Source organism: Sinorhizobium sp. GQ132, from assembly GCF_059758575.1.
This window is the reverse complement of the sequence record NZ_JCAXDX010000005.1, coordinates 264,279-284,351: the sequence shown is the minus strand read 5'-3', so window position 1 is coordinate 284,351 and position 20,073 is coordinate 264,279. Positions and strand designations below refer to the sequence as shown.

Here is a 20,073-nt window from a genome sequence, read left to right as displayed (position 1 = left end):
GGAAAACAAAGGGCACGGCACTAAAGCGCGTCGCATTCAAATCGAATTCACACGGCACGCTTCAGCTTGCTGTTTTATGCATGTTGCCCTCCCGGAAACGTTGCACCGTTCCGGGCGAACTATATTGCCGTTACTTGGACGGAATCGGGCGCTGGATCACCTCGCGAAGCGCCTTTGCGATATGCTCGTTGCCGCAGACGATCGAACCTGCTTCCAGCGGTTTGCTGCCGCCTTCGGCATCGGTGGACCACCCGCCGGCCTCGCGGATGAGCAAGAGGCCGGCAGCCATGTCCCAGGCGGCAAGGTCCCGTTCCCAGAAGCCGTCGAAGCGGCCGGCCGCAACATAGGCGAGATCGAGCGAGGCGGAGCCCATGCGGCGAATGCCGGCGACCTCGCCCATTACGTGGCGCAGCTCGACCAGATACTTGCCGTGATTGCCGCGGCCGAGATGGGGCGTGCCGGTCCCGATCACGGCATCGGAGAGGGCCTTGCGCGCGCCGACGCGCAGGCGGCGGTCGTTCAGGAAGGCGCCGCCGCCTCGCTCGGCGGTGTAGAGCTCGTCCGTCGCCGGGTTGAAGACGACCGCGCCGACGATCTCGCCCTGGCGCTCGAGCGCGACGGAGATGGCGAAATGCGGAATGCCGTGCAGGAAATTGGTGGTGCCGTCGAGCGGATCGACGATCCAGCGATGGGCGCCGTCCGTTCCCTTGATCTCCTCGCCCTCCTCGCCGAGGAAGCCGTAGGTCGGGCGAGCCTTCATGAGCTCCTCACGGATGATCCGCTCGGCCTTGCGGTCCGCCTGCGAAACGTAGTCGGCCGGTCCTTTCAAGGAAACCTGCAGGTTCTGTACTTCGCCGAAATCGCGTGCCAGCGACTTGCCGGCCTTGAAGACGGCCTGGACCATGACATTGAGAAGGGCGGAGCGGGCCATACGGCAATTCCTCTAGCGAAGGCCGGCCGAGACCGCTCGACCGGACATTGAACCTGTCTGACAGTTCGCATGCGGGCCGCAGCTCGAAGCGCGGGCAGGAGAACCGTCGTCAAAAAACCGAGTGAGATGTCACTCCGTCCGCGGCGGCACAGGGGTGGAAGGCCGCGGAGAAAACCGGGGCTTCAAGACCACAAAAACCCCGGAAGTTCAAGCGAAATAGATCGGGTCTGCCGGCGCGTGTCAGGTCGAGCGATATTTGTTTGCCGCCGCCAGCGCCGATTTCTGCTGCGTTTCGTTGAGGCCGAGATAGAAATCCTCGAGCGCATCGTCCTTGAGGCCGGCCCGGCGCGAGAGCACGTACCACTTTGCCGCCTCCACCGGGTTCGGACGGGTTCCAATGGCATTGACGTAGAGATGGGAAAGCCGGTTCTGGGCGACGACGTTGCCGCTTTCGGCGGCGCGTTTCATCCAGGCAAACCCCTCTTCCAGATTGCGGTCGCCGGCAATACCCTCGATCAGCCAGATGGCAATGTCGAGCTGGGCGGTATCATAGCCCGCCCGCGCCGCCCTGAGCAGCCACTCGCGCGCACGGGCCCGCTTGCTCTCCTCTATGCCGTCGACATTGAGATAGATCTGCGAGAGCGCATACTGCGCATCCGCAATGCCCTGCTCGGCGGATTTCTCGTAATAGGGCATCGCCGCCTTCAGCCCCCGCTCGCCCGGCATGTCGGCCACGAGCGTTTGCCCGTAGTTGAACTGGGCCGAGGCGTTGCCGAGATCGGCAGCCTTCTTCATCAGTTCGTCGGCCTTCTTCCGGTCGCGCTTGACGTAGCGGCCCTCCATCAGGATCAGCGCATATTTGAACATGGCCGCCGGGTCGCCATTGTTCGCCGCCTGGCCGTACCAGAACGCCGCCGCCTTGGCGTCGCGTGCAACGCCGAGACCCTGTTCCAGGATCGCGGCGACGAGCGTCTGGGCGGCGGGGTCGCCGAGCTGAGCCCGCGGCAAGGCAAGGTCGATCGCCGTCAGATAGTACCCTCGCTGGAAGGCGCCGTAGGCTTCGTCGATCTTGCCGGTGAAGGGCTTTTCCTCGGGAAGAGCCGGCAATTCGGCTCCCATGCGATCGAAAACGGTGACGCCCTTCGAAGGCGCACTGCCGTCGCCGGGCTTCGGCTTTTCCGGAGCGGCCGCTGCCGGTTTGCGCTCCGCATCCTCCGGCAGTACCGCGCCGTTGAAAGGCGTGATCCGCCCGCGCTTCGACGCGCTGCCCTCGTCGGCCGGCGCGCCCGGTTGCTGAGCCACGGCGGGCGCGACTGCAAGAAGCATCGCGGCGGCAAGGGCTGCGGGCCGGCTGGATTTGAGGAGAGAGCGGATTACCATCGGCAGGTCTTAACCTTCAAACCGTGGCGCTTTTTCGTCAAGCAATGCGTTGACGGCCGCAACCACCGACGGCGCCTGACCGGCCTCGCCGAAGACGGCAAGGCGGAGCGCAACGAACTCGGCACCGGTTTCGGCGACCGCAAGCGCGGATTGCGGATCCGTGCCGCCCATGACGATGCAGGGAATTTCGATCATCGACGCCCACCATTCGGCGAGTGCCAGGTTCTTCGGATGCGCCTCCGGCTTTATGTCGCCATCCGTGCGGCCAAAGAAAACGTAATCGGGCCGCAGCTCGCCGATCTCGAGCGCATGGTGACGGTCTGTGGCGTTGCCGCCGCCGACGATCAACTTCGGCGCGTGCCGCTCGATCGCATCTGCAAGCGCATCCGGACCGCCGGCGATGTGGAGACCGTCCGCCTTCGCCCGTCCGGCGACGCGCGTGTCGCCCTCGATCAAGGCCGCGGCGCCGGCCTGCTGGATAACCGGCACGAGCGCTTCCGCATGCATCTGGAAATCCGCATCGCCGAGCGCGTATTGCGGCACGATCACCGACGCTACGTCGCCGCCCCTCAGCGCCTCGCCGACGAGTTTCGCGCGTTCCGCGCTATCTGCGATATCCGGAACGACCAGCACGAGGCGGCAGCGGTCTTCAATGTTGCTCATGGGTCAATCCTGGCGATCTCGCTTCGGGCCGGAAGCCGGCACTCGATTTCATTGCGGAAAACCGATAGACGGAGATGACAAAAGGATCAACCGCCGCCAATGCTTCCCGACATCGACTTCTATCTCGTTGCCGTTCCGGCCGTCGTGCTCGTTGGCCTGTCCAAGGGGGGCATGGGCGAGGCCCTGTCGCTGATGGGCGTCCCGATCCTGTCGATGGTCGTTTCGCCCGTACAGGCCGCGGCGCTGCTCCTGCCGATCCTCATCGCCATGGACATGGTTTCCCTTTTGATCTGGCGCAAGCACGGGGATCGGCAAACCCTCGTGATGCTCCTCCCGGGCGCCCTCGCCGGCATCGCGGTCGGCTGGGCCACGTCCGCCTATGTGCCCCGCGACGCGCTGAGGCTGATCATCGGGCTCATCACCGTCGTCTTCGTACTGCGCTATGTCTACACCCTGTGGCGCAGCCGCAATGGTCCGCCCATCCAGCCGAAACCGCAGCGCGCCGGTCCGGCGGCACTCTGGGGCTCCTTCGCCGGCTACGGCAGTTTCGTCGCCCATGCCGGCGGTCCGCCCTTCCAGATATACGCACTGCCGCTGAAGCTCGCGCCGCGCGAATATACCGGCACCATCGTGCGCTTCTTCGCGACCCTCAATGCGGTGAAGCTCATCCCCTATTTCGCCCTTGGCCAACTCGATCTCAGCAATCTCAAGACCTCGGCAACGCTCTTCCCGCTGGCCATGGTCGCGACCGCCTGCGGCGCCTGGACCGTCCGGCGGATGAAGCCGCAGGTCTTTTATCCCTTCATGTACACGATGGCCTTCCTCGCCGGCTCGAAGCTTATATGGGATGGGCTCCGGAGCATCGTATCGGGAGGAGTATAGCGGGTGCTGCTGTGCGAAGCACGTTCCGCACCGCACAATTTTCTTGCCGCTCCGGGGGAATTCGCCTAACGTCCGCGCATGACGATCGCGGACCCATTCGATGCCATTGCGGATCCGAACCGGCGCCATCTGCTGGAGGAACTCAGGCGCGCGCCAAGAACCGTCAACGAGCTCGCCGAAGGTCTGCCGATCAGCCGGCCCGCCGTCTCCCAGCATCTGAAAGCCCTGCTTGACTGCAGCCTGGTATCAGTTTCGACCAGCGGCACACGGCGGATCTACGCGATCAACAAGCCGGGTTTCGACCGGCTCAACCTGTGGCTGGACCAATTCTGGTCCTGATGCATTCCGTCCGGCCGCGCAAAGCCGACCGGACCTTGGTCCGGTCAAGCAATGCAATCTATCTTTTCGGGATTGCTTTGACCCTATCGTTGCATCGCCTCTGCAGTTCCGCGTGGCGATGCATCCCGATACAATCGGGAGTACCGTTCACGCTCAGTGCGTCGAGGAACGGAGTCTTTCGATTTCGTCCTTGATGCGCAGCTTCCGTCGCTTGAGTTCGCTGATCAGTTCGTCCTCGCAGGACGGAGAGTTCAGAGCCTCGTGTAGCTCCTCTTCAAGGACGCCATGTTTTTTCTCAAGCGTTGCAAGATGAGCCTCAATGGTCATTGGCAGTCCCTTCCCTTTAGCTTGCATCCGGCACGCAAATGCCGGATGTTCCATGGTTGAAACCTTTTTAATGTGCCATGCCATTTTTCATTTGTCGAAGGCGAAATGATGACGCCGGGTAACTTCCCGTCGCCAACCAAGATGTGGTAGAGCGACGCAGGAATTTCCGGATCGCGGATCGGCGAAGCCGGGCTTATGGGGATCGCTTTGCATGCCGGACCAGGACCAGGCCGAACTCAGACTGACTATCGCGCGCCTGAGGCAGGAACACGAAGACTACGACGCGGCAATCAACGCGATGATCCAGACGGGTTGCGACGCCTTGCGCGTCCAGCGCATGAAAAAGAAGAAGCTGGCCATCAAGGACAAGATCACCAAGATCGAAGACCAGATCATTCCCGACATCATCGCCTGAAATGGATCGAGACGTGACCGATACTACGCCCCCGCCCGTCGCCATCATCATGGGAAGCCAGTCGGACTGGGAGACGATGAAGAACGCGGCCGACACGCTCGAGGCGCTCGACATCGCTTACGAAGCCCGGATCGTTTCCGCCCATCGCACGCCCGACCGCCTGGTCCGCTTCGCCAAGGGCGCGCGCGACGAGGGGTTCCAGGTGATCATCGCCGGCGCCGGCGGTGCGGCGCATCTTCCCGGCATGTGCGCGGCCATGACGCCGCTGCCGGTCTTCGGCGTCCCGGTCCAGTCGAGAGCGCTTTCCGGCCAGGACAGCCTGCTGTCGATCGTGCAGATGCCGGCCGGCATTCCGGTCGGCACGCTTGCGATCGGCAAGGCGGGCGCCATCAATGCGGCACTTCTGGCCGCCGCCGTGCTCGCGCTGGGTGACGAGGATCTTGCCGACCGTCTCGACGACTGGCGCGAACAGCAGACCGTATCGGTCGCGGAATATCCGGTAGACGAGGCATGAAGACCATAGGCATCATCGGTGGCGGCCAGCTTGGCCGCATGCTGGCCATGGCCGCTGCCCGCCTGAACTTCCGCACCGTGGTGCTCGAGCCGCAGCCGGACTGTCCGGCGGCGCAGGTGGCGAACGACCAGATCATTGCCGCCTATGATGATCCGCGCGCATTGGACGAGCTTGCGCGGGTGGCGGATCTCATCACTTACGAATTCGAGAACGTCCCGGTCGCGGCCGCCGAGCAACTCGCCCGTTCGCGGCCGGTCTTCCCGCCGCCGAAGGCCTTGGAAGTCGCGCAGGACCGTCTCGTCGAGAAACGCTTCATCAACGGCTGCGGCATCGCCACCGCCGGATTCCATCCCGTCGACAGCCAGGCCGATCTGGAGGCCGCCCTTGCGGACTTCGGCGGGGCCGGCGTGCTCAAGACCCGCCGGCTCGGCTACGACGGCAAGGGCCAGCGCGTCTTCCGTTCCGCTGCCGACGATCCGGCCGGCGCCTATGTCGCGCTCGGACAGGTCCCGCTGATCCTCGAAAGCTTCGTGCCGTTCGACCGGGAGATCTCGGTCATCGCCGCACGCGCGCCCGACGGCACGACCGCCTGTTTCGATCCTGCCGAAAATGTGCATCGCAACGGCATTCTTCACACATCGACCGTGCCCGCATCCGTCGGCGGGTCGACCACGGAGGCCGCCCGCAAGGCGGCAACCGCCATTCTCGACGCGCTCGGCTATGTCGGCGTCATCGGTGTCGAGTTCTTCGTTCTGGCCGACGGCGGCGTCGTCGCAAACGAGATCGCGCCGCGCGTACACAATTCCGGCCACTGGACGGAGGCCGCTTGCGTCGTTTCGCAGTTCGAGCAGCATATCCGCGCGATTGCAGGCCTGCCCCTCGGCGACCCGTCGCGCCATTCGGACTGCGTGATGCAGAACCTCGTCGGCGACGACATCGCCCGCGTTCCGGACCTGCTTGCCGAACGCAATGTGCTCCTTCATCTCTACGGCAAGGCCGAGGCGCGGTCCGGCCGCAAGATGGGGCACTTCACCCGCCTGCTCTGACCGGGACGTCATGGAAGGCGGGGACAGTCGGCAAAATCCCCGTCATGCGGTTGACACGATTGGGGCGACACGGTATGTGCCTGCCTACTTGAACAGCGCGCTGAACGGCGCGCTTTTGATTGTTGGAATTACCGGGCGAATTTTCGTTCCCCGAAACCCTGCGGATCAGGAAAAATGAAGATCAAGAATTCGCTCAAGTCCCTGAAGACCCGTCACCGCGAAAACCGTCTGGTTCGTCGCAAGGGCCGCGTCTACATCATCAACAAGCTGAACCCGCGCTTCAAGGCACGCCAGGGCTGATGCTTGCTGCAGGCCGTGCCTGCAGCGCCGCGCGTCTTGGCGGATGCGCAAAGGTCGTAGCACTCGGCTTGCTGCACGTCTCCTGAATCGGCGATTCAAGGAAAATCCGGAACACGGCGGCTTGCTCGCCGATTTCCCAAAATTGATTTGATCTTGTTTCATGGCGGGCTACGATGTCCGCCATGCGTGTTTTCATGAAGCTGATACTGGCATCTCTTGCCGTGACCGCCGCCGCGATAGTGGCCGCCGCTCCGCTTAGTGCGGCAGAACCCTCGCCTCAGGCCGAGGTCGCTGCGCTTACCACTCCGAAAGAGCGCGTCGATGCCCTCTTCGCCGATCTCAAGAAGGAAGGCGATGAGGGCAAGGCCCGGCAGGTGGCCGATCGCATCCGCCTCGAATGGCAGGATTCCGGTAGCGCGACCGTGAATCTCCTGATGCAATGGGCCAACAAGGCGATTGCCGATGAGAAGCAGTCGGCGGCGCTCGATCTTCTGGACCAGGCGCTTGCCCTCGCCCCCGACTATGTCGAAGGCTGGAACCGCCGCGCCACGCTGCACTACCAGATGGGCAACTTCCGCAAGTCGATGTCCGACATAAATCATGTCCTTGCCCTGGAGCCTCGCCATTTCGGCGCGCTCGCCGGCATGGCCACCATGCTCGAGGCCGCCGGGAAGGATGAACTTGCCATGCGCGCATGGCAGCAATTCCTCGACATCTACCCCTCCGACCGGAAGGCGCAGGAGCAACTCGGCGAACTCGCGGAAAAGCTTGCCGGCAGCCGCACGTGACCGGCACCTGAGGACGCGAGAATGCCCCTCGTCCGGCCGCAGGCGCAAGGCGTCGCCACCGGCCGTCCGGAAGTGCGTTGAATCAAATGGTTAGAGCATTTCAGTGTTTCTATGAAGCGTTGAAATGCTCTAAGACGCGCTGTGAACGTGGAGAGCGGACGAAGTCGGCGCCGCGAGCCCCTTCGCCCCGTTTGCGGGGAGAAGGTGCCGGCAGGCGGATGAGGGGCTGCGTCGAAAAGCGCTCGATCGAGCAGGCGGCGGCTCAGATGCCCGATTGGCCGTCCGAGCCGATATAGGCGATGCGCAGCATGTTGGTGGCGCCGGGGGTACCGAGCGGCACGCCGGCGGTAACGATGATTCGGTCTCCCGGCTTCCCGAAGCCTTCCGTCGAGACGATTCGACAGGCGCGGTTGACCATATCGTCGAGATCGGTCGCATCCCCTGTGACGACACAGTGCAGCCCCCACACCACGGAAAGCCGGCGAGCCGTCTGGACGATCGGCGAAAGTGCGATGACAGGCACCTGGGGGCGCTCGCGCGCAGCGCGCAGCCCGGTGGTGCCGGAGGAGGTGTAGGTCACGATTGCGGCAAGCTTGAGCGTCTCGGCGATCTGGTGAGCGGCAAGCGAGATGGCGTCCGCGCCCGTTGCTTCCGGCGGCGTGCGCTGAGCGTAGATGATCCCCGGATAATGCGGATCGCGCTCGACGTTGCTGGCGATCGACGCCATGGTCGAAACCGCCTCGACAGGGTACTCGCCGGAGGCGGATTCGGCCGAAAGCATCACCGCATCGGCCCCCTCGAACACGGCGGTCGCCACGTCCGACACTTCTGCGCGCGTCGGCACCGGCGAGGAAATCATCGATTCGAGCATCTGCGTGGCGACGACGACCGGCTTGCCCGCGCGCCGGCAGGCACGCGTCAGTTGTTTCTGAAGCCCGGGTACGGATTCGAGCGGCATTTCGACGCCGAGGTCCCCGCGTGCCACCATCAGCGCATCCGAAAGCTCGATGATCTCGTCGATCCGCTCGATCGCCTGCGGCTTCTCGATCTTCGACATCAGTCCAACGCGACCGCGGGCGATCTTGCGAACCTCGGCAAGGTCCTCAGGGCGCTGGATGAAGGAAAGCGCCACCCAATCGACCTCTCCTGTCGCCAGCACGGCGTCGAGGTCGACGCGGTCCTTGTCGGTCAGCGCGCCGACGCCAAGCAGCGTATCGGGCAGGCTGACGCCCTTGCGGTCCGAAATCCGCGTGCCGGAAACGACCGTGGTGACGATGCTCTTGCCATCGGACTTTTCGGCGCGCAGATGCAGCTTGCCATCGTCGATGAGCAAGCGATGGCCGGGCTTCACCGCTTCGAGGATCTCCGGATGCGGAAGATAGACGCGGCGGCTGTCGCCGGGCACATCGCGGTTGTCGAGCGTGAAGGTCTGGCCGATCTTGAGTTCGACCTTGCCTTCGGCGAACTTTCCGACGCGCAGCTTCGGCCCCTGCAGATCGGCGAGGATGCCGATCGGACGGCCGCAGCGCGCCTCGACCACACGGATCCGTTCGATCAGCGTGCGCATGACCTCATGGCTTGCATGGCTCATGTTGATTCGGAACAGATCGGCCCCCGCCTCGTGCAGCTTCTGAATCATCTGCTCGTCGGCCGATGCCGGCCCGAGTGTCGCGAGGATTTTGACTTTCCTGTTCCGTCTCATCAATTCTGGCTTTCCTGCGTGCCGGGCGTGTCGGAAAGCTGAACCATCCAGCTTCCCTGCCGCCCCGTGTCGTATTCCTTGAATCCCATGCGCTGGAAGCCGCGGGCGAAGCAGTCCTGCACGCCGACGATCTTGAACTCGTTTTCGGCCACGCACATGTTGACGTCGCCGGTCCAACGGCCGCCCTTGGCCGCATCTTCCGCGTAGAGATAATAATATCGGGACTGAAGTTCGCCTTCGATCAGCGTGGCGCAGGTCGTCGCCGGAACCTGCCACCAGCCTTCGGTCACCCAGCCTTCCTTGGCCCGATAACCGATCGCCACGCCGACCAGAGTCTGCGTCCCATTGCAGACTCGAAAATCGGCGCGGGCATCGCCGGCAGAGAGAAATGAAGCGGAAATTGCCAAGGAAAACAGGAGGATGGATCCAAACGTCATCGACCCCGGCTTCACTCTGGAAAAAGGATATCTAGACACGGCTTCCTACGGAACTCCGTTTTGATTTGCGTGGCACTTTCTTGCGACGCCCAGCCCTGAAAGTCAACGCAACTCTAATCGATTATAATCGTCATTCCTGTGACGGAACGGCATAAGAGCTTCGCGTTTTTCTTGCGAATGGCGGCTTTGCGTGCAATCAGGTGGGTACCTTTAGCCTGGCAGGAGCCGAATGCACCATTACTCTCCTTACGAGATCACCGGGGGCGATCCGGCAAAGGGTCTCGTGCTGGTTGCCGACCATGCAATGAACCGGCTGCCGCCGGAATATGGCCGGCTCGGCCTGCCCGAAAGCGCCTTCGAGCGTCACATCGCCTACGATATCGGCATAGAACCGCTGACGCGGCGATTGTCGGACGCACTCGGCGCACCGGCCGTGCTCGGCTGTTTCTCGCGCCTCCTGATCGATCCGAATCGCGGCGAAGACGACCCCACCCTAATCATGAAGATTTCCGATGGCGCGATCGTTCCGGGCAACCACCCGATCTCGGACGAGGAGTGGCAGAACCGCATAAGGCGCTTTCACCGCCCCTACCACGAGGCCGTATCCGAAACCATCGCCCGGTCCGCCGCGGCCTTCGGAAGAGCGCCTCTCGTCATTTCCCTGCATTCCTTCACGCCCTTCTGGAAGGGCGTGGCACGCCCCTGGCATGCCTCGGTTCTCTGGGACAACGACCCGCGCGCCGTGTTTCCGCTGATCGAACGGCTGGAGGCCGCCGGCGACATCGTCGTCGGCAACAACGAGCCCTATGACGGCGCGCTGCGTGGCGATACCATGTACCGGCACTGCATGGCTCCCGGGATCGCGCATGCGCTGATCGAGGTCCGCCAGGACCTGATCGCCGATGCCGCGGGTGTCGCCGCCTGGGCGGAGCGTCTGACGCCCATCCTTGCGGCGCTCAACGCCCTGCCGGAGCTTCATGCCTACCAGCGACACCCGTCCCGCACGGGCGCTTACAGCGACTGAAGAAGAGGAGGCCACCCCGATGAACGAAATCAGCCCGGAACAGCGCACCGCTTTCGAGGCCGCGGCTTTCCGCCGGCTGCTCGAACATCTGCGCGAACGCAGCGACGTCCAGAACATCGACTTGATGAACCTCGCCGGCTTCTGCCGCAATTGCCTGTCGAACTGGTATCGCGAGGCGGCAGAGGCCTCCGGCGTGCCGATGAGCAAGGAGGAATCCCGGGAGATCGTCTACGGCATGCCCTATGAGGAATGGCGGGCGCAGAACCAGGTTGAGGCCTCGCCCGAACAGAGAGCCGCGTTCGAACGCAATCGCCCGGAGGAGTAAGACCTGCGCGGGAAATGCCTGTGTTGTTGCGCAATCGCCCTTGACCTCGGCGGCCGTTCACGGCAGTTCACAGCACCCGGAAAATTCATCCCCACAAGGAGACGACCATGTCGGATGCTCACGGCATTGCCCGCGACCAGCTTCGCGCTTTCATCGAACGGATCGAACGGCTGGAAGAAGAGAAGAAGACCATCGCCGACGACATCAAGGATGTCTATGGCGAGGCAAAATCGATGGGCTTCGATGCCAAGATCCTGCGCAAGGTGATTTCTATCCGCAAGCAGGACGCCGACGAGCGCATGGAACAGGAAGCGATCCTTGACACCTACCTCCAGGCGCTGGGCATGATCCCTGCCGCCGAATCCGAGGACGCTGCCTGACAACTCGGCAAAAAGCCCGCCGGCGGACTGACCTGGCGGGCTTTTATATTTAAGCGGCAATCGAAGGCTCAGTTTGTGTTGAACTTCTTCACTTCCATGAAGTTGACCGCGCTGCCGCTGAAGCGCGCCGTATCGACCGCTCCGCTATTGCTGGTGAAGCCGGCCGCATAAACGGTCGTCGGCGCGACGCGGAGCGACTTGCTTACGAAGCGCGGCGCCTTGACCGGCTTCGACAGGGTAGCCACACGGCCCGCCGAGAGTGCCCACTCGGAAATGATCTTCTGCGTCAGTTTCGGTTCCGTGCGTACGGAAGACCGGCTCTTCGCCTGGGCATCCTGCCTCTTGGGACGGGCGCCCTTCGAGGGAGCATCGGCCTCCGTGTCGAAGACGCTATCGAAGATCGCCTCACGTGAAGCCGAACCCGACTGCGGCGCATAGGCCGCGACCTCGATCGCCGGAGAAAATGCAGGCGCCCGATTCTCGCTGGTCGGCGCTGCGAGGGCAACGCGCGTACCGGCGGCACTCGGCGGCTGCGCCGCGGAAGCGAGCGCAGGCCCATCCGCAGAAGCGGGAATGGTGACCTCGGCGTGAGCCACGGCCGCGAGCGCCTCTTCGCCGGCCGGACGCATTCCCGGCACCGGCACGAAGCCGAACTCCTGAGCCTGGCCGTCGGCGGAGGCGACGAGCGTCTCGTTGGCGATCAAGGCGTTCATGTCGCGACGGTCGAGCATTTGCGGAACCGGAACCTTGAGGGTGCTCAGATCCGCGAATTCCGAAGGCACGGCCGCTGTCTGCGGCATGGCAGCTGCCAGCGCCTCCTGGGCACTGTTCTTTTCCGGCGCGACGAGTGCAACCGCTACGCCGCCGTCAGCCGGAGTTTCCTTGAATGCCGGTCGCACGGCCGGCACCGGTGCGTTGATATCCTGCTGCCCGGCAGGCGCCGCAGTGGAACCTGCAACACCGGGAAGAGCATCCTGGGCCGCCGGCGCCGATGCGGTCTGAACCCTGGCCGGAGCTTCCTCTTCGGCGCCGCCGGCAGCGATTGCCGCGGGTTCTTCATCCTCGTCGCCGCCTCCGCCGAAGAGCGCGGCGAAGAGGTTGCGGCGCTTGCCGGTATCGCCCGGCCCCTTGGCGCCGCCGCCTGCGACCTGGATCGCCGATGCGCCGACGCGGCGCTTGTAATCGGCCACAGCCTGCTCATAGCCCGGCAGCGGCTTTCCGTCGGAGGGAATATGCATGGTCTTGCCGTCCGGGAAGAGCCGCGCGAGCTCGTTGCGCGTCATGCGCGGCCATGCGCGTACCCCGCCGACGTCCATATGAACGAAGGGCGAACCGGAAGTCGGGTAATAGCCGACGCCGCCGACCTGGAACTTCATGCCGATCTCACGCAGCGCCTTGAGCTTCACGTCCGGTATATAGAAGTCCATCGCCTTGCCGAGCATGTGCTGGCTCTTCTTCGCCACGCCCTTCGACCGCGACCTCAGCATGCCGTTCGTGGCCGGCGAGCGATAGGCGGAAACGACGTGGATATAGTCGCGCGAACCGCTCTTCTGGTAGACTTCCCAGACGAGATCGAGCAGGCGCGGATCCATTTTGGTCGGTTCGTTCCGCCGCCAGTCGCGCAGGAAACGATTGATCTGCTGCAAACCCTTCTGATCGTAGCGACCGTTGCGCTTGAAGGTGATCTGCGCCTTTTCCTTGGTGTGGATGAAATACAGCTTGAGGGTGCGTGTCTGGCCGGCGGCCTCGACCGGAGGCGCCATCCCGGGTGTGACGAGGGAGCAAACCAGCGCGATGGACGCCAGGACCTGGGGCGCCTTTCGAGCGACCGCCGAGCAGAGTCTGCGCGCAAAGGAACCGACTGGTTCCTCCAAACCGAACAAATTTGGCATTCAATCCCCGTCCGACGGACAACCGTGCTTTGCTGTCTCAGATGACTGTCAAATAAGGTGACAGCATGGCAATTATGCCACAGTGTTCACCGCCCCTTATAATATAGTGAACAGTTTGCTAACAAGGTCTAAACGGCGGTGGACGATTTGCACGGCAAATGAGGTGTGAATGCGTCGATTTTATGCCGCTTCACGCAAGGGGTTGTCGGGATCGATGCCGTAATCCTTGAGTTTGCGATAGAGAGTCGAGCGGCCGATTCCCAGTTTGCGCGCCACCTGGCTCATCTGGCCGCGGTAGAATTTCAGGGCAAAGCGAATCAGCTCCTCCTCGACCTCGGCGAGCTTCCTGACCTCGCCGCCCTCGCTGAGGCTGGCGATGGCGTTTTCCAGGCGGCCGTCCGGAGTCGTCTCGGAATGCGGTTGTTCCCGTGGGCCCGCGTCGGCCGGGGCGGCGGCGAGCTGAGCGGAAGCGGGACGGCGTTCCGGGCCGGCTTCGCCCCAGGAGAGACCGCTGCGATCGGCAACGATGTATCCCGGTATCTGGGTGGCGACCTGCGGAAAGTCCCGGACCGTGAGCTCGTGACCTTCGGCGAGGACGACGGCGCGGAAGATGGCGTTTTCGAGCTGGCGGATATTGCCCGGCCAGTCGTAGGACGTCAGCAGCGCCATCGCGCCGCTCGATACCGTCAGCCTCTGATCCAGCCTCTGCTCGGCGGCGAAGCGCTCGACAAAGGCGCGTACGAGAACGGGGATATCCTCCTTGCGTCGGCGTAGCGCCGGAATGGTGATCGGGAAGACGTTCAGCCGATAGTAGAGATCTTCGCGGAACCGGCCCTCGCGAACCTCGGTGATGAGGTCCTTGTTGGTGGCCGAGATGAGGCGCACGTTCACCTTCTGCGGCTGACGCGCCCCGATCGTCTCGATCTCGCCCTGCTGGACGGCGCGCAACAGTTTTACCTGGACCTCGAGCGGAAGATCGCCGATCTCGTCGAGAAAGAGGGTGCCGCCATCGGCATCGACGAACTTGCCGCTGTGCTTTTCGCTTGCGCCCGTAAACGCTCCCTTCTCATGACCGAAGAGAATGCTCTCGACGAGGTTGTGGGGAATGGCGCCGCAATTGACGGTGACGAAAGGCTTCGCCGCCCGGTCGCTGGCCGCCTGGATGGCGCGGGCCACCATTTCCTTGCCGACGCCCGACTCGCCCTCGAGCACGATCGGAATGTTCGACTGGGCAGCGCGGCGCGCGAGATCGATGACGCGGATCATCGCCGGGCTTGCCGAGACGATATCGTCGAAACCGACGGCCCCGCCGCGCGGACGCCGTGCGGTTTTGACCTTGCCGTCGCGGCTCGCCATCTTCAGCGCGTTGCCCAAGGCGATCGACAGCCGCTCCGGCGAAACCGGCTTTACGAGAAAATCGAAGGCGCCGGCCTGCATCGCCTGGACCACCGTTTCGATGCCGCCCTGCCCTGTCTGAACGATGACCGGGATGTCGATGCCACGCTCGGCGAGCGCCTCGAGAAGGCCGTGCCCGTTCATTTCCGGCATCAGAAGATCGAGCAGGATGACGTTGATGATCCCGCCCTTGCGTTGCAGGAGTTCGAGCCCGCTGCGCCCGTTATCGGCGAGATGCGCGACATGGCCCAGCCGCTCGATCATGTTCGTCAACAGCCGCCGCTGCACCGGATCGTCGTCGATGACAAGAATATGAGATGTCACGAAAGCCTCCTGCTTGGGACACGCGGGGTACCTTTGGCCAGCATCATGTGCCAAATCATACCGGCCATTCGTCCCACAAACGGCTGAACATCCTGTTTTGAGAAATGCTTGCATTTTATCCATCGCGGGCGGTAGCAATGGGCGCCATGCCGTTGCCTCGCTTCAGGGTTAAGGCCTGTTCAAAACGAGAGAACCGACGATGAATTTTGCCTCGCCACGCCTCGCCGCCTCCGGGCAATCCCTCATGCGCGCCTCGCTGGTGAATTCCGGGGCCGGACAGGCTTCAGCAGCGCCGGACGAGCTCGGCGAGCTGCCGTCCTGGCGGCTCACGGACCTCTACCTCTCGCCCTCTTCCGAGGAATTCCGCTCGGACCTCGCGAAAGCGGAAACCGACGCGATCGCCTTCGAAGCGAAGTGGAAGGGCAAGCTCAAGGAGGCTGCCGGCCGAACCGGTGATCAGGGCATCGGCGCGGCCGTGAAGGAATTCGAGGCGCTGGACGACCTCATGGGCCGCATCGCCTCCTTTGCGGGGCTTACCTATTTCTCCGATACGTCCAATCCGGCGAACGGAAAGCTCTACGGCGACGTCCAGTCGAAGCTTACCGACATATCGGCGCATCTCCTGTTCTTCTCGCTGGAACTCAACCGCATCGACGACAAGGTGATCGACGCCGCCCTCGCGACCGACAGCCTTGCCGCCCACTATCGGCCCTGGATCCTCGACCTGCGCAAGGACAAGCCCTTCCAGCTCGACGACAGGCTGGAGCAGCTTTTCCTCGAAAAGTCCATGACCGGCGCAAACGCCTTCAACCGGCTCTTCGACGAGACGATCGCATCGCTGACCTTTTCGGTGGACGGCAAGGAGCAGCCGCTGGAAGTGACGCTCAACCTTCTGCAGGACCCTTCAGTCGAAGTGCGCAAGAAGGCCGCGCTTGCGCTCGCGGAAACCTTCAAAGCGAATATCCGCACCTTCACCCTCGTCACCAACACGCTTGCGAAGGACAAGGAAATCTCCGACCGCTGGCGCGGTTTCGAGGATATCGCCGACAGCCGCCATCTCGCCAACCGGGTGGAACGTGAGGTCGTGGACGCTCTGGCAGCATCGGTGAAGGCCGCCTACCCCCGGCTCTCGCACCGCTATTATGCGATGAAGGCCAAGTGGCTCGGCATGGAGCAGATGGATTTCTGGGATCGGAACGCCCCTCTGCCGGAAACGCCGAACGCGCTTATTCCCTGGAACGAAGCAAGGGATACGGTCCTTTCCGCCTATCACGCCTTCGCCCCGGAAATGGCGGCGATCGCGCGGCGCTTCTTCGACGATAGCTGGATCGACGCGCCGGTCCGACCGGGCAAGGCGCCGGGCGCTTTCGCGCATCCGACCGTCCCTTCCGTGCACCCCTATGTTCTGGTCAACTACATGGGCAAGCCGCGCGACGTGATGACGCTCGCTCACGAGCTCGGCCATGGCGTCCATCAGGTCCTTGCCGGCGCCCAGGGCGCGCTGATGGCCTCGACGCCGCTGACGCTTGCGGAAACCGCATCCGTGTTCGGCGAGATGCTGACCTTCCGCGCGCTCCTCGACCGGACCAAGGACAAGCGCGAACGCAAGGCGATGCTTGCGCAGAAGGTCGAGGACATGATCAACACGGTCGTCCGGCAGATCGCCTTCTATGATTTCGAGCGCAAGGTGCATACGGCCCGCAAGGAAGGCGAGCTGACGGCCGAGGACCTGGGCCGGATATGGCTATCGGTGCAGAGCGAAAGCCTCGGCCCGGCGATCCGGCTTTCTGAGAGCTACGAGACCTACTGGGCCTATATCCCCCACTTCATCCATTCGCCCTTCTACGTCTATGCCTATGCCTTCGGCGATTGCCTGGTGAACTCCCTCTATGCCGTCTATCAGAACGCCGAGCGCGGCTTCCAGGAGAAATATTTCGAGATGCTGAAGGCGGGTGGAACGAAGCATCATTCCGAACTTCTCGCGCCCTTCGGGCTCGACGCCACCGATCCGTCGTTCTGGGCACAGGGCCTGTCGATGATTGAAGGGCTCATCGACGAACTGGAGGCGCTTGATAAGGCGTGACCCGCTCGGGCCGTATCGGCCCCCGTCGGACCGAATTGACAGCGACCGACCTCGATGATCGAACACGCGCCCTATGTCCTCTTTCGGGACGACAGCGAGAACCGCACGACGGTTTTCGCCGAGCCTTTGCGCGTCATCACGGCACGGACGAGGGCTGAGTTCCACCGCGGCCTTGGCGAAATCGAGGCGGCCCATCGTGCCGGCAAATGGATCGCGGGCTTCATGGCCTACGAAGCGGGCCATCTTTTCGAGAAGAAACTGGCCCCCTTCGCGCCGGAGAACCGGGAAACGCCGCTGATGTCCTTCGGCGTCTTCGACGCGCCGGCAAAGGACCATCCGCTTGCGGTGCCGCAGCGGCGCATCGAGAACGAGCCCCTCCTCGCGGAGCCTCGTGCAGGCTGGGATTTTCCTGCTTATCGCCAGCGCTTCGAAAAGCTGCACCGGCATCTGCGCCAGGGCGATTGCTACCAGGCCAACCTGACCATGCCGATCCATGCGCGCTGGTCCGGCGATCCGCTCGCCGCATTCTGGTCGTTGATCGAGCGTCAGCCGGTGAAATACGGCGCGCTCGTCGCCCTCGACGGCCCGGTCCTGATCTCGCGCTCGCCGGAACTTTTCTTCCGGGTCGACGCCGACGGCTGGATCGAGACGCATCCGATGAAGGGCACGGCGCGGCGCGGCGCGAGCCCTGATGAGGATGACGCGATCATCGCGGCGATGCGCGCCGACGAGAAGACGCAAGCCGAGAACCGCATGATCGTCGACCTTCTGCGCAACGACATCTCCCGCGTGACCGAAGTCGGCACGCTCGACGTGCCGAAGCTCTTCGACATCGAGACCTATCCGACGGTCCACCAGATGGTGAGCCACGTCAGGGCGAAGCTTCTGCCCGAGATCGGCATCGCCGACATTTTCGCCGCGCTCTTTCCCTGCGGCTCCGTGACCGGCGCCCCGAAGATTCGGGCGATGGAAATTCTCCACGATCTGGAGTCCGGGCCGCGTGACGCCTATTGCGGCGCGATCGGCTACATCGCCCCGAACCGCACGATGCGCTTCAACGTCGCGATCCGCACCATATCGCTCTTTGCCGGGGGCCGGGCTGTGTTCAATGTCGGCGGCGGCATCGTCTTCGATTCCAAGGCCGAGGCAGAGTACGAGGAATGCCTGCTGAAGGCCCGCTTCGCCGTCGGCGATGCCGAGATCGCCCGATGACCGGTTTTTCCCTGATCGAGACGCTGCGCTACGAACCGGAGAATGGCTTTACGAGGCTGCGGCTGCATCTGGCGCGACTGACGCGCTCCGCCAGGCGCCTCGGCTTTTCAGGTGCGGCCGCAGCCGAGGCGACGCTGGAGCGAGCCGTTGCGGGCGCGCGAGCGCCGCTGCGCGTGCGCCTCACGCTCGACCGCGACGGCAGCATCGACGTGACGACGGCGCCCTTCGTGCCGCTTGCCGACGGCGCGGCGTGGCGGGTGCGGATCGCCTCGACGCGGCTCGATTCCAGCGACCGCCTCCTCCGGATGAAGACCACGCGCCGGAGCCGCTACGAGGCGGCACGCAGCGAGTTTTCCACGGCCGAGGCCGACGAGGTCATCCTGCTCAATGAAAAGGGGGAAGTCTGTGAGGGGACGATAACGTCGGTCTTTCTCGATGACGGCAGCGGGTACTTGAAGACGCCGCCGATCGCCTGCGGCCTCCTCGCCGGCGTTCTGCGCACGGAGCTCATCTGCCAGCGGCGAGCACGGGTCGAGCGATTGGCTCCCGCCGACCTCGCAAGCGGCCGTCTTTACATCGGCAATTCCCTAAGGGGTCTGATCCGGGCTGAACTCACGGTCTGATCCGGGTAGCGTATGGCGCTTGACGCGATCGCGCCCTTCACGCTTGGCGATGTAAAGGGCATCGTCCGCGCGTGAATAAATGTCCCTGACGCTGTCGCCCTCCCGATACTCCGCAAGTCCTACCGAACAGGTGTAGAAGAACTCCGGTATGTTCGAAAGCGGTCTGGCGTTGCGGACCCTGTCCAGCAGCCGATCGAGGATGAGGTTCGCTTCGCTGACGGTGGTGTCCGGCAGGATCAGCATGAACTCTTCGCCGCCGATCCGCCCGAAGCAATCGGAGCGCCGGACGAATTCCTGCATCTGCCGGGCGAAGTCGAGCAAGACCTCATCACCGCGATGATGGCCATAGCGATCGTTGATCGCCTTGAAATAGTCGATGTCTATGATTGCCACGCACCCCCACATGTGCGGGTTCTCGGCGCAGTTGCGGATGAACTCGTTGAGCCTTTCCATCGTGTAGCGCCGGTTGGGCACGCTGGTGAGTTCGTCCACCTGTGAGGCCCTGAGCGCGAAATCCCGGTCCTGGCGAAGCTTGCGCTCCCCCGCCCGCACCTCCGTAATGTCGACGGCGATGCACAGCATCCAGCCTTTCTGGTCCACGGTCTCCGTCATCCAAAGCCAGCGGCCGTCGTGAAGGTCGGTCTCGACCGTGCGGAAAGGCACCTTCCCGCGCCGGTGGACCGTGGCGGCGATCCAGCCTTCGAGGTCGTCAGTCTTGAGAACGGTGCCCCTGCCCGCGGCATGATTGCGGCGCATGATCTCCGCCCAGGTCGGCGCTTCGCCCTCGCCGACGTGGTAGGCCGATCGAAAGGCTTCATTGGCGTAGCGCAGCCGATCCTGCGGATCATAGAGCGCGATGAGCACCGGCGTTGCGGCTTGCAAGCCCATCAGGGCCTTGAGGTGATCACCAGTCACGTTGGTCTGCTCCAGGAACTTCGGTCGCGATGCGAGGCAATGGGCTCTGTTGAAGCTATAGCACGATGCGCTTGCGGCAAGCTGCCCGCATCGCGATGATTCCGGAATCGACCCGAAGTCGTGCCGGTGCGGCCGCGGCATCGCTGCCCCTGGAAGATAGCCGGTTAAGCAAAGTC

General features: G+C 63.6%; 22 protein-coding genes. 13 read left to right on the top strand and 9 right to left on the bottom strand.

Going from position 1 to position 20,073, the window contains the following annotated elements:
* Nucleotides 1–130 precede the first annotated feature (130 nt).
* From AC6CIG_RS15610 to AC6CIG_RS15600, 3 genes are all read right to left on the bottom strand, one after another.
* Entirely contained in the window at nucleotides 131–931 is an 801-nt protein-coding gene (locus AC6CIG_RS15610) for an inositol monophosphatase family protein (RefSeq protein ID WP_018096807.1), read from the bottom strand.
* A 240-nt stretch (nucleotides 932–1,171) separates the two neighbouring features.
* Nucleotides 1,172–2,311: a tetratricopeptide repeat protein gene (locus AC6CIG_RS15605; RefSeq protein WP_127709007.1), complete on the bottom strand. Its 1,140-nt coding sequence runs from the start codon at nucleotides 2,309–2,311 to the stop codon at nucleotides 1,172–1,174.
* Between the two features lie 9 nt (nucleotides 2,312–2,320).
* Entirely contained in the window at nucleotides 2,321–2,974 is a 654-nt protein-coding gene (locus AC6CIG_RS15600) for a thiamine phosphate synthase (protein WP_127709009.1), read from the bottom strand.
* 99 nt (nucleotides 2,975–3,073) lie between these two features.
* Between AC6CIG_RS15600 and AC6CIG_RS15595 the strand changes: the two genes are divergently transcribed.
* The gene (locus AC6CIG_RS15595) at nucleotides 3,074–3,856 is read left to right on the top strand and encodes a sulfite exporter TauE/SafE family protein (RefSeq protein ID WP_127709011.1); all 783 of its coding nucleotides are present in this window, start codon (nucleotides 3,074–3,076) and stop codon (nucleotides 3,854–3,856) included.
* 78 nt (nucleotides 3,857–3,934) lie between these two features.
* A complete protein-coding gene (locus AC6CIG_RS15590) occupies nucleotides 3,935–4,195 on the top strand; it encodes an ArsR/SmtB family transcription factor (RefSeq protein ID WP_100672955.1) in 261 nt (86 codons plus the stop codon).
* A 153-nt stretch (nucleotides 4,196–4,348) separates the two neighbouring features.
* On the opposite strand, the gene AC6CIG_RS15585 is transcribed toward AC6CIG_RS15590, so the two are convergent.
* On the bottom strand, nucleotides 4,349–4,522 hold the full coding sequence (locus AC6CIG_RS15585) for a YdcH family protein (protein ID WP_003536026.1): 174 nt from the start codon (nucleotides 4,520–4,522) through the stop codon (nucleotides 4,349–4,351).
* Nucleotides 4,523–4,733: 211 nt separating this feature from the next.
* Here AC6CIG_RS15585 and AC6CIG_RS15580 point away from each other — a divergent pair, with 211 nt between their 5' ends.
* From AC6CIG_RS15580 to AC6CIG_RS15560, 5 genes are all read left to right on the top strand, one after another.
* A complete protein-coding gene (locus AC6CIG_RS15580; protein WP_003536028.1) occupies nucleotides 4,734–4,937 on the top strand; it encodes a YdcH family protein in 204 nt (67 codons plus the stop codon).
* 1 nt (nucleotide 4,938) lies between these two features.
* Entirely contained in the window at nucleotides 4,939–5,451 is a 513-nt protein-coding gene (gene purE / locus AC6CIG_RS15575; protein WP_018096802.1) for a 5-(carboxyamino)imidazole ribonucleotide mutase, read from the top strand.
* Nucleotides 5,448–6,497 (top strand): 5-(carboxyamino)imidazole ribonucleotide synthase, encoded by a 1,050-nt coding sequence (locus AC6CIG_RS15570; protein WP_127709013.1) that lies wholly within the window; start codon nucleotides 5,448–5,450, stop codon nucleotides 6,495–6,497. The genes purE and AC6CIG_RS15570 overlap by 4 nt, the downstream gene beginning before the upstream one ends.
* 174 nt (nucleotides 6,498–6,671) lie before the next feature.
* A complete protein-coding gene (gene ykgO, locus AC6CIG_RS15565) occupies nucleotides 6,672–6,797 on the top strand; it encodes a type B 50S ribosomal protein L36 (protein ID WP_010970191.1) in 126 nt (41 codons plus the stop codon).
* A 173-nt stretch (nucleotides 6,798–6,970) separates the two neighbouring features.
* Nucleotides 6,971–7,585, top strand: coding sequence for a tetratricopeptide repeat protein (locus AC6CIG_RS15560; protein WP_018096800.1), 615 nt, complete (start codon nucleotides 6,971–6,973; stop codon nucleotides 7,583–7,585).
* Between the two features lie 262 nt (nucleotides 7,586–7,847).
* Here AC6CIG_RS15560 and pyk read toward each other — a convergent pair whose 3' ends face one another.
* Nucleotides 7,848–9,287: a pyruvate kinase gene (gene pyk, locus AC6CIG_RS15555; protein ID WP_018096799.1), complete on the bottom strand. Its 1,440-nt coding sequence runs from the start codon at nucleotides 9,285–9,287 to the stop codon at nucleotides 7,848–7,850.
* Nucleotides 9,287–9,724 carry a DUF1036 domain-containing protein gene (locus AC6CIG_RS15550; RefSeq protein WP_003531042.1) on the bottom strand — a complete coding sequence of 146 codons (438 nt, stop codon included), beginning with the start codon at nucleotides 9,722–9,724 and terminating at the stop codon, nucleotides 9,287–9,289. Before AC6CIG_RS15550 ends, pyk begins: the two co-directional genes overlap by 1 nt.
* A 229-nt stretch (nucleotides 9,725–9,953) precedes the next feature.
* Between AC6CIG_RS15550 and AC6CIG_RS15545 the strand changes: the two genes are divergently transcribed.
* From AC6CIG_RS15545 to AC6CIG_RS15535, 3 genes are all read left to right on the top strand, one after another.
* On the top strand, nucleotides 9,954–10,748 hold the full coding sequence (locus AC6CIG_RS15545; protein ID WP_127709015.1) for an N-formylglutamate amidohydrolase: 795 nt from the start codon (nucleotides 9,954–9,956) through the stop codon (nucleotides 10,746–10,748).
* 19 nt (nucleotides 10,749–10,767) lie between these two features.
* Nucleotides 10,768–11,073, top strand: a complete 306-nt coding sequence (locus AC6CIG_RS15540; protein WP_127709017.1) for a DUF1244 domain-containing protein — start codon at nucleotides 10,768–10,770, stop codon at nucleotides 11,071–11,073.
* Between the two features lie 107 nt (nucleotides 11,074–11,180).
* Nucleotides 11,181–11,453 carry a DUF2312 domain-containing protein gene (locus AC6CIG_RS15535; protein ID WP_018096796.1) on the top strand — a complete coding sequence of 91 codons (273 nt, stop codon included), beginning with the start codon at nucleotides 11,181–11,183 and terminating at the stop codon, nucleotides 11,451–11,453.
* Between the two features lie 68 nt (nucleotides 11,454–11,521).
* On the opposite strand, the gene AC6CIG_RS15530 is transcribed toward AC6CIG_RS15535, so the two are convergent.
* A complete protein-coding gene (locus AC6CIG_RS15530) occupies nucleotides 11,522–13,345 on the bottom strand; it encodes a peptidoglycan L,D-endopeptidase MepK (RefSeq protein WP_127709019.1) in 1,824 nt (607 codons plus the stop codon).
* 180 nt (nucleotides 13,346–13,525) lie between these two features.
* Nucleotides 13,526–15,064 carry a sigma-54-dependent transcriptional regulator gene (locus AC6CIG_RS15525; protein ID WP_018096794.1) on the bottom strand — a complete coding sequence of 513 codons (1,539 nt, stop codon included), beginning with the start codon at nucleotides 15,062–15,064 and terminating at the stop codon, nucleotides 13,526–13,528.
* A 199-nt stretch (nucleotides 15,065–15,263) separates the two neighbouring features.
* Here AC6CIG_RS15525 and AC6CIG_RS15520 point away from each other — a divergent pair, with 199 nt between their 5' ends.
* From AC6CIG_RS15520 to AC6CIG_RS15510, 3 genes are read left to right on the top strand one after another with little or no spacing between them, the layout of a single operon-like run.
* Nucleotides 15,264–17,147 (top strand): M3 family oligoendopeptidase, encoded by a 1,884-nt coding sequence (locus AC6CIG_RS15520; protein ID WP_100672946.1) that lies wholly within the window; start codon nucleotides 15,264–15,266, stop codon nucleotides 17,145–17,147.
* Nucleotides 17,148–17,201: 54 nt separating this feature from the next.
* A complete protein-coding gene (locus AC6CIG_RS15515) occupies nucleotides 17,202–18,359 on the top strand; it encodes an aminodeoxychorismate synthase component I (protein WP_127709021.1) in 1,158 nt (385 codons plus the stop codon).
* Entirely contained in the window at nucleotides 18,356–18,982 is a 627-nt protein-coding gene (locus AC6CIG_RS15510; protein WP_127709023.1) for an aminotransferase class IV family protein, read from the top strand. Before AC6CIG_RS15515 ends, AC6CIG_RS15510 begins: the two co-directional genes overlap by 4 nt.
* Here AC6CIG_RS15510 and AC6CIG_RS15505 read toward each other — a convergent pair.
* Nucleotides 18,947–19,897, bottom strand: coding sequence for a sensor domain-containing diguanylate cyclase (locus tag AC6CIG_RS15505; RefSeq protein WP_164866789.1), 951 nt, complete (start codon nucleotides 19,895–19,897; stop codon nucleotides 18,947–18,949). The genes AC6CIG_RS15510 and AC6CIG_RS15505 overlap by 36 nt on opposite strands.
* Nucleotides 19,898–20,073: the final 176 nt, after the last annotated feature.